The following is a 6,254-nucleotide window of genomic DNA, read 5'->3' on the forward strand; positions in this document are numbered from 1 at the left end:
ACAGCCGGTGTTTCTGCATCAAGTGTCTGTTGCCCGCAACCGCTTCCGAGTCTCCCTTGCGCCTCCCACGCTTATCAAGCGAGCGTGGGCGCTTTTCTTGAGCGGGAAGTGTGGAGGCGCGTGCGTGTCGAATCCGGAGGTCATCGTCGTCGGGGCAGGGCTCGCGGGGTTGGCGTGCGCGCGGGCGCTCGTCGCGTCACGGGTGAAGGTGTTGTTGCTAGAGGGCAGTGACGCACCGGGGGGCAGGGTTCGCACGGATGTCCATGAGGGCTTTCTGCTAGACAGAGGCTTCCAGGTGTACCTGTCCGCGTATCCGGAGGGCCGGCGCACGTTGGACCTTGAGGCGCTGACGTTGCGCAGGTTCGCCCCCGGCGCGAAGGTGTGGCGGGGTGGCAAGTTGCACACGGTCGCGGACCCGCTGCGGCGCCCCGTGGAGGCGCTCGGGCACCTGTTTGCTCCCGTGGGGACGTTCGGGGACAAGCTGCGCATCCTGGAACTGAGGCAGTTGGCGCTCTCCGGTGAGGTGGAGGACGTGTGGCATCGGCCGTCACGCACGTCGCGGCGCTACCTGGACGAACTGGGCTTCACGGAGGCCTTGCGTGAGTCGTTCCTGCGTCCCTTCTTCGCTGGCATCTTCCTGGAGCGGGAGCTGACCACCTCCAGCCGCTTCCTGGAGTTCGTCTTCCGCATGTTCTCATCCGGATACGCGGCGGTTCCGGAGTCAGGGATGGGCGCCATTCCAGCGCAACTGTCGGCGCGCCTTCCGTCGGGCCTGCTGCGGATGCGCGCGCCGGTGGCGGACGTGTGGGGACACCGCGTGCGTCTGGCGGACGGAGAGTTGATTGGCGCCAGGGCGGTGGTGGTGGCCACGGACCCGGCGAGCGCGGTGGAGCTGCTGCCGGGCATGGTGCCACCGGTGATGAACCGGGTGACGTGCCTCTACTTCGCCGCGCCGGAGCCGCCCGTGGAAGGGCCCTGGCTGCTGCTCAATGGCGAGGGCCGGGGCCGGGTGAACAACGTGGCGGTGATGAGCGAGGTGTCACCGGCGTATGCGCCGCGGGGACAGGCGCTCGTGTCCGTGTCCGTTGTCGGCGCCACGCCGGACCTGGCCACGCTGCAAGCCGAGGTGCTCGCGGAGCTGACGGACTGGTTCGGTCCGGCCGTGTCCGCATGGCGGCACCTGCGCACCTATGCGATTCCGCTCGCGCTGCCCGCGCAGCCTCCGGAGGTGTTGGAGCCGCCTCGCCGGCCGGTGCGGCTGTCACCGGGACTGTTCGTGTGTGGAGACCACCGTGACAATGCCTCCATCGACGGCGCGCTGGTGTCGGGCCGCCGCGCCGCGGAGGCCGTCCTGAGAGAGTTGGAACGCGAATGAGACACCACATGGCCGAGGACGTCCTGGTGGGGTGGGGTTGGGACCCGGGTCCTGGCCTGGAGCCCGTGCCGGGCACTCAGCGTGCATTGGGTGAGCTCATCCGCGCGTGGATTGATACGGGGGCTGCCTGTCCGAGCCCCTGACATGACCTGCTGGGACTGATAGACCGCCCGTTGATGAAGGACCTTCCGGATTCTGGGAAGCAGGCATTTGGCTTCGAGGCGCACCGCTCGGCGCTCATGGGCCATTGCTATCGCATGCTGGGTTCTGTCTCGGAGGCGGATGACGCCGTCCAGGAGACGATGGTGCGCGCCTGGCGCGCGAGGGACCGGTTCGAGGGCCGTGCGTCTCCACGGACCTGGCTGTACTCCATCGCCACCCGCGTGTGCCTGGACGCCTTGTCGGCGAGCGGGCGCCGCGCGCGGCCGATGGAGCTGGGGCCCGCGTACTCCATCGACGGGCCGCTGACGCCACTGCCGGCGAACAGTTGGATTGAGCCCATTCCGGACGCGCTGGCGGTGCCGTCGGACGTGGACCCCTCCGAGCAGGCGTCACTGCGTCAGAGCATCCGGCTCGCGTTCCTCGCGGCGCTTCAACACCTGCCCCCCAAGCAGCGCGCGGTGCTGCTGCTGGCCGAGGTCCTGGGCTGGCCAGCCACGGAGATCGCCGAGACGCTGGAGACGTCGGTCGCCTCGGTCAACAGCGCGCTCCAGCGTGCCCGGGTGACTGTGTCGGACCTGCGGCTGGAAGACTCCGAGTTCCGGGTGCCTCAGTCCGACGCGCAGGTGGCGCTGCTGAATCGTTACGTGGATGCGTTCGAGCGCTACGACATGGACGCCTTCACCGCGATTCTCCACGAGGAAGTCACCCTCTCCATGCCCCCGTACACGCTGTGGCTCCAGGGGCACGCGTCCATTCGCGGTTGGTTCCTCGGGCGAGGGGCGGTCTGCAGGGACTCCCGGCTGGTGAGGACCGAGGCCTGTGGCTCACCGGCCTATGGGCAGTACCACGCGAGCAGTGACGGCGGGCCCTTCAAGCCGTGGTCGCTCATCGTCCTGGAGCTGTCCGGTGGACGCATCGCGGCGATGACCCATTTCCTCGATACGGAGGCGTTGTTCCCGCGGTTCGGCCTTCCCCAGGAGCTCCCTCGGTAGGCGGGGGGGCGGAGAATCTTTCTGAAAAAAGACCGATGAATTCGGTCCGCCTCGGGAGTCAAAGCCCTCGTAACCCACCCGCCCTGGAGGCGAACATGAAGGTCAGCCGTCCCCGTAAGCTCTTCCTCAACCTGCCCGTGGCCGACCTGAAGCGGTCGGTGGACTTCTTCACGAAGTTGGGCTTCGAGTTCAACAAGGACTTCACCGACGAGCACGCCACCTGCATGGTGGTGGGCGAGGACGCGTTCGTGATGCTCCTCACGCATACCCGCTTCAAGGACTTCATCAAGAAGCCCCTGCACGATGCGACGCAGAGCACCGCCGGCACCTATGCGCTGTCCGCCAACAGCCGAGAGGATGTCGATGAGATGGTGAAGACCGCGCTGGCGAACGGTGGTTCACCCGCGGCGGACGCCATGGACATGGGCTTCATGTACGGCGGGAGCTTCTACGACCCGGATGGTCACCACTGGGAGGTGGCCTGGATGGACCCGAACCAGATGCCTCCGCAGTAGTTTGCGGACGTGGTGCGCCGCGTGGATGCCCAGGGCTTCCGCGCGGCGCGTGGGCGCTGCGTCAGGGCGCGCGTTCAGCGGCCACCACGGGAGGCAGCCACTTGCGCAGCACGCTGGGCGAGCTCTCCCGGTAGATGTTGTCGTGGCGCAAGTCGGGCCGGGGTTCGACTTCCCACTTCAGGCCCGCGGGTGCGCTGGTTCGGAGGACGTCCTGGAGCCTCGCCACGGCGGGGACGATGTCGCCCGTTTCATTGGCGGAGGACACGTAAAGTCCCGCGCGCAGGTCCGGCCGGGCCGCGAACCATTCACCCGCCCCCTTCACCAACGACTCCGCGTTCCACCACAGGCTGGGGCTCAGCGCGAGGTAGGTGCCGAACAGTTCCGGCTGGAGGAAGAACGTCTCCACGATGAAGTAGCCCGCGAGCGACTCGCCGATGATGGCCCGCTCTTGCGTCACCCGGTAGCGGCGCTCCACCTCCGGCATCAACTCTTCGTGGATGAAGGCTCGGAACGTCGCCGAGCCTCCCGTGACGGGGGCGACCTCCAGGTCCGATGCCACCGTGGTCGGGCCCGTCATGTCCCGCCGCCGCACGGTGTTTTCGATTCCCACGATGATGAGGGGCCGCAGCTCGCCCGCGCGGATGGCCGTGTCGACGGTGGTGGCCAGGTGCGGGAAGTCTTCCTTCAGGCCGCCATCGGGCATGTAGAGCACCGGGAAGCGGCTCTCCGCCGCCGTCGTGTAGCCCGGCGGCAGGTAGACGGTGATGTGGCGGGGCTCCTTCAGCTTCGCGGACTCGATGGTGAATGTCTGGTGGGGAGGCACGGGCTCGGTCACGGCGGGCCGGGTGCTCGCGCACGCGCCTCCCAGGACGAGCAACAACAGCCCCATGCATTTCATCGATGTCCGCATCACTTGCTCCCGCAGTGTTCGACGAGCCATCGAGGCTCGTGACCGGGATAGTGCCCGAGCCCTGGATGCGTCGCCAGGAGGCGTCCAAGTGCGCGAGCTCGGGCCAGCGCACCTCGATGATGACTCCTGCGACATCGGTGGGGAGCCGGAAGCCCACCTGCGTCCCCGTGACGTCGTTGGCGTCGTGGCGCGTGGCGGACACCTGGGGCTGGGCGGCGTCATAGCGCCGTCGAACGCTCCGCCTCGTCCACGGACCTCGCGGCGCCGGGCCGGGCCGAAGTGGTGAGCAACCACCGTCCCAGGACGAGTGCGACGACGGCGGCGGCCCCGCTCGCGGCCAGTACCCCCAGCTTCCCTGCGGCGAGCAGCTTCGTCTCCGTGAAGGCCAACTGCGCGATGAACAGGGCCATGGTGAAGCCGATGCCCGCGGTGCTTCCCAGCACCAGCAGCTCCCGCATGCCCAGGCCCTTCGGCAACGTCGCGAGCCGCAGGCGCAGTGCGAGCCAGCAGGCGCCAATCACGCCCAGGGGCTTGCCCACCAGGAGCCCGGTGGCCGTCGCGAGGGCCACGGTCCACGACGCCGCATCGAGCGGTTCACTGGAAATCGGCACCCCCGCGTTCGCGAGCGCGAACACCGGCATGATGCCGAACGCCACCCACGGATGCAGCGTGGCAATCAGGCTCTCCGAAGGCGACATGGCCTCACGGCGCGCGGCATCGACCCGGCGCAAGGTCTCCGACAGGTGATGGGAGGACAGCTCGCCTGGCTGCGCCTGGGCGATGTGTTCGAGTTCGGTCCGAGCGCCGGTGACGAATCCTTCCGGACCGAGCCAGGTGCGCACCGGCGTGATGAGCCCGATGATGACGCCCGCGATCGTCGGATGAATCCCCGCGGAGTAGACGCCCGCCCAGGCGACGAACGCTGGAACGATGTAGGCCCACTTCGAGCGCACGCCAAACCGCTGCATCGCGAAGACACCCACGATTCCCAGCGCCGCGACGAGCAGCCCGGTGATGGCCACGCCCGATGAGTAGAACACCGCGATGACGATGATGGCGCCCAGGTCGTCGATGACCGCGAGCGCGAGCAGGAGCACGCGCAGGGCGGGGGGCACCCGGCTTCCGAGGAGCGTGAGGATGCCCACCGCGAACGCGATGTCCGTGGCCATGGGCACGCCCCACCCCGAGCGGGTGTCCGGGGTATCCGCCAGGAGGAGGTACAGGCCCGCCGGAACGAGCATGCCCCCCAGCGCCGCCGCGGCGGGGAGCGCGGCGCGCCGCAACTCTGACAGCTCGCCCTGATGGACCTCGCGGCGAATTTCCATGCCCACGACGAAGAAGAAGATGGCCATCAAGCCGTCGTTGACGACCCATTCGAGGCTGCGCTCGAAGGTGAAGTCACCGACGCGGATGCCGAGTGGCGTGTGCCAGAAGTGCGCGTAGCTCTCCGCCCAGGGCGAGTTCGCCCACAGGAGCGCGATGGCCGCCGCCACGAGGAGCAGGATGCCACTGGCCGCCTCGATATGGAGGAAGCGCTCCAGTGGCCGGCCTGCGAGCCTGGAGAGTCGAAGCAGTGGGGCCCAGGCCTCGGGCGGAAGGGCAGACTGCCCCGGTGGCGTGGTCGTCGACATACGCTGGTCCCGCCGGCTGCGTTGCCGGCTGGGATGGCGGCCCGACCATCCGAGTTCCTGCGGCGTTCATCGCCGCACCCTTCCACTTCGAACGCAGATTCACATGGCGCGCGGCCTCCGTCGAGTGTTGTCGACGTGGGCGCGGGCCATGGGCTTGCCCCCTCGGTGCCGCCTCAGCGTGTCTGGAGCGCCGCCGCCAGCCGCTCCGGTATCAGCGGCAGCTCTCGCGGCCTGGCACCCGTGGCGTCGAAGAGGGCATTGGCCAGCGCAGCCGAAGTGGGACCCTGGGAGGCTTCTCCTTCAGCAGGGCCGCCGCAGGCGCGACACAGGCGCGCAGTGGTGAGCCATTGCTCAGCACCGTACATGCGCCGCACTTGCCCCACGCTGCAGCCATACCGGGCCCCAGTTCGTCACGAGGATGGAGAGGAGGGGCGTGTCTTCGGGCGCGTCGACGGCGTGCTCCCGGCCGTTGACGTTCGAGGTGAAGCCCATGGCGCCTGCACCTTCCGGAAGACGGTGGACCCCACAGCGTACCGCACGCATCCCCTGGCCCGGAGGAGATGGGGCCTGGCGCGGCGATATCCCGCCACCGGGTTGCCATGCAGTGCAGCAGTGCACATCCCGGTGAGGGCGGGTGCAGCGCGGGTAATGGATGCTGATGCTGTCTCT

The 6,254-nt window shown here is 68.5% G+C and carries 5 protein-coding genes and 1 pseudogene; 4 read left to right on the top strand and 2 right to left on the bottom strand.

All coding sequences use genetic code 11. From position 1 onward, the window contains the following. Window positions 1-124: 124 nt before the first annotated feature. The 4 genes and pseudogenes from FMQ63_RS26920 to FMQ63_RS26935 all read left to right on the top strand — a co-directional run bounded on the left by FMQ63_RS26920 (window position 125) and on the right by FMQ63_RS26935 (window position 3,044). Entirely contained in the window at window positions 125-1,375 is a 1,251-nt protein-coding gene (locus tag FMQ63_RS26920) for an NAD(P)/FAD-dependent oxidoreductase (protein WP_026114256.1), read from the top strand. Next, window positions 1,372-1,518 (top strand): annotated as a pseudogene (locus FMQ63_RS26925) (Isoquinoline 1-oxidoreductase subunit); the annotation flags it as partial. The gene FMQ63_RS26920 and the pseudogene FMQ63_RS26925, both read left to right, overlap by 4 nt. A gap of 33 nt (window positions 1,519-1,551) precedes the next feature. Beyond that, on the top strand, window positions 1,552-2,529 hold the full coding sequence (locus tag FMQ63_RS26930; RefSeq protein WP_171452326.1) for a sigma-70 family RNA polymerase sigma factor: 978 nt from the start codon (window positions 1,552-1,554) through the stop codon (window positions 2,527-2,529). A 95-nt stretch (window positions 2,530-2,624) separates the two neighbouring features. Continuing rightward, complete coding sequence (locus FMQ63_RS26935; protein ID WP_011556006.1) at window positions 2,625-3,044, top strand: VOC family protein; 420 nt, start codon at window positions 2,625-2,627, stop codon at window positions 3,042-3,044. A gap of 61 nt (window positions 3,045-3,105) precedes the next feature. Here FMQ63_RS26935 and FMQ63_RS26940 read toward each other — a convergent pair whose 3' ends face one another. Both FMQ63_RS26940 and nhaA read right to left on the bottom strand, forming a co-directional pair. Further along, complete coding sequence (locus FMQ63_RS26940; protein ID WP_011556005.1) at window positions 3,106-3,984, bottom strand: alpha/beta hydrolase; 879 nt, start codon at window positions 3,982-3,984, stop codon at window positions 3,106-3,108. 188 nt (window positions 3,985-4,172) lie between these two features. Further along, window positions 4,173-5,585 (bottom strand): Na+/H+ antiporter NhaA, encoded by a 1,413-nt coding sequence (gene nhaA / locus FMQ63_RS26945; protein WP_011556004.1) that lies wholly within the window; start codon window positions 5,583-5,585, stop codon window positions 4,173-4,175. Window positions 5,586-6,254: the final 669 nt, after the last annotated feature.

Origin of the sequence: Myxococcus sp. CA005 (genome assembly GCF_006518205.1) — a bacterium.
Classification (GTDB): Bacteria; Myxococcota; Myxococcia; order Myxococcales; family Myxococcaceae; genus Myxococcus; species Myxococcus xanthus.

Excerpts from the sequence above, each read along its gene's own strand:
- FMQ63_RS26930 (WP_171452326.1), top strand. The coding sequence starts at position 1,552 with ATGAAGGACCTTCCGGATTCTGGGAAGCAGGCATTTGGCTTCGAGGCG.
- FMQ63_RS26935 (WP_011556006.1), top strand. The coding sequence starts at position 2,625 with ATGAAGGTCAGCCGTCCCCGTAAGCTCTTCCTCAACCTGCCCGTGGCC.
- FMQ63_RS26940 (WP_011556005.1), bottom strand. The coding sequence starts at position 3,984 with ATGGCTCGTCGAACACTGCGGGAGCAAGTGATGCGGACATCGATGAAA.
- nhaA (WP_011556004.1), bottom strand. The coding sequence starts at position 5,585 with ATGTCGACGACCACGCCACCGGGGCAGTCTGCCCTTCCGCCCGAGGCC.